The following is a 1731-nucleotide window of genomic DNA, read 5'->3' as shown; positions in this document are numbered from 1 at the left end:
TATGGGCCCATCCTCCACCAAACTGGAGGAGTTTCGTTAGCCTCGATGGTCTTAAGTGTCCGACTGGCGCGAACCGTGTCGCGAAGGTGGGTCGAACCCCAGAAGGATTCGATCCCGGTGCGTTGGAGGTGATCCAGCCGCAGATTCCCCTACGGCTACCTTGTTACGACTTAAGCCCCCTTGCGGAGCCCAGATTCGACCACTATACAGTGGCCTCATCCGGACCCCACTCGGGTGCTTTGACGGGCGGTGTGTGCAAGGAGCAGGGACGTATTCACCGCGCGCTCTTGACACGCGATTACTACCGAATCCAGCTTCATGAGGGCGAGTTTCAGCCCTCAATCCGAACTACGACCGAGTTTAGGAGATTAGCGCCACCTCTCGGTGTTGCAACCCACTGTCTCGGCCATTGTAGCCCGCGTGTAGCCCGGCTCATTCGGGGCATGCTGACCTACCGTTGCCCGTTCCTTCCTCCAGTTTAGCACTGGCAGTCCGCCTAATGTACCCAACCACCACAAGGGTGTTGCTGGCAATTAGACGTGCGGGTCTCGCTCGTTGCCTGACTTAACAGGACGCCTCACGGTACGAGCTGACGGCGGCCATGCACCTCCTCTCAGTAGCATCGGGTAAGATCGTCAATCTGACCGTCATTACTACTGTCGGAGCCGGTGAGATGTCCGGCGTTGAGTCCAATTAAACCGCAGGCTCCTCCGGTTGTAGTGCTCCCCCGCCAATTCCTTTAAGTTTCATCCTTGCAGACGTACTTCCCAGGCGGTCCGCTTCTCGGCTTCCCTACGGCACAGCACAGGCTCGTAGCCTGTGCCACACCTAGCGGACATCGTTTACAGCTAGGACTACCCGGGTATCTAATCCGGTTCGAGACCCTAGCTTTCGTCCCTCACTGTCGGATCCGTCCTTCCAAGGTGCTTTCGCCATCGGCGGTCCGTCCAGGATTACAGGATTTCACTCCTACCCCGGACGTACCCCTTGGATCTTCCGGTCCCAAGCCAAGCAGTTTCCGCTGGACGCCCACCTGTTAAGCAGGTGGATTTCCCAACGGACTTGCCTGGCCAGCTACGGACGCTTTAGGCCCAATAAAATCGGTCATCACTCGAGCTGCCGGTATTACCGCGGCGGCTGGCACCGGTCTTGCCCAGCTCTTATTCGTAGACCACCTTACGGTCTACAAAAGTGTGAGCTCTATGCCCACACACTCGGAGTCCCCCTATCGCACTTCCGTACAGTGTAAAGGTTTCGCGCCTGCTGCGCCCCGTAGGGCCCGGTATCTTGTCTCAGATACCGTCTCCGGGCTCTTGCTCTCACAACCCGTACCGATTATGGGCACGGTGGGCCGTTACCCCACCGTCTACCTAATCGACCGCAGTCGCATCCTGTAGCACCAAGGCGTTTCCGGCTCGAATCACTCCAGATATCGAGCGTTATGACGTATTAGCCTCAGTTTCCCGAGGTTATCCGTCGCTACAGGGTAGCTTGACCACGTGTTACTGAGCTTTCCGCTACGAGTCTCAACTCGTACAACTAGCATGGCTAAATCGGACTCCGATAGCAATGACCTCCGGCAGGATCAACCGGAATGTGCTGGAGTGTAACTCCAGCTCGGCGGGAACAAAGGTTCCGCTGGTTGCGACACGAAGTCACACCAGCCGGATGTCACTGACCATCGAGGCTAACATCAGATCCCATCTGTACGGCGGACCGCAGGGGTAGGAT

Annotated in this window: 1 rRNA gene; it reads right to left on the bottom strand. The window is 57.4% G+C overall.

The features are described from left to right. Positions 1 to 123: 123 nt before the first annotated feature. Positions 124 to 1596 (bottom strand): 16S ribosomal RNA (locus ABDZ36_RS14675). Between the last annotated feature and the right edge of the window lie 135 nt (positions 1597 to 1731).

Source organism: Halarchaeum salinum (assembly GCF_039520965.1).
Classification (GTDB): Archaea; Halobacteriota; Halobacteria; order Halobacteriales; family Halobacteriaceae; genus Halarchaeum; species Halarchaeum salinum.
This window is presented reverse-complemented; position numbering and strand designations above follow the sequence as displayed.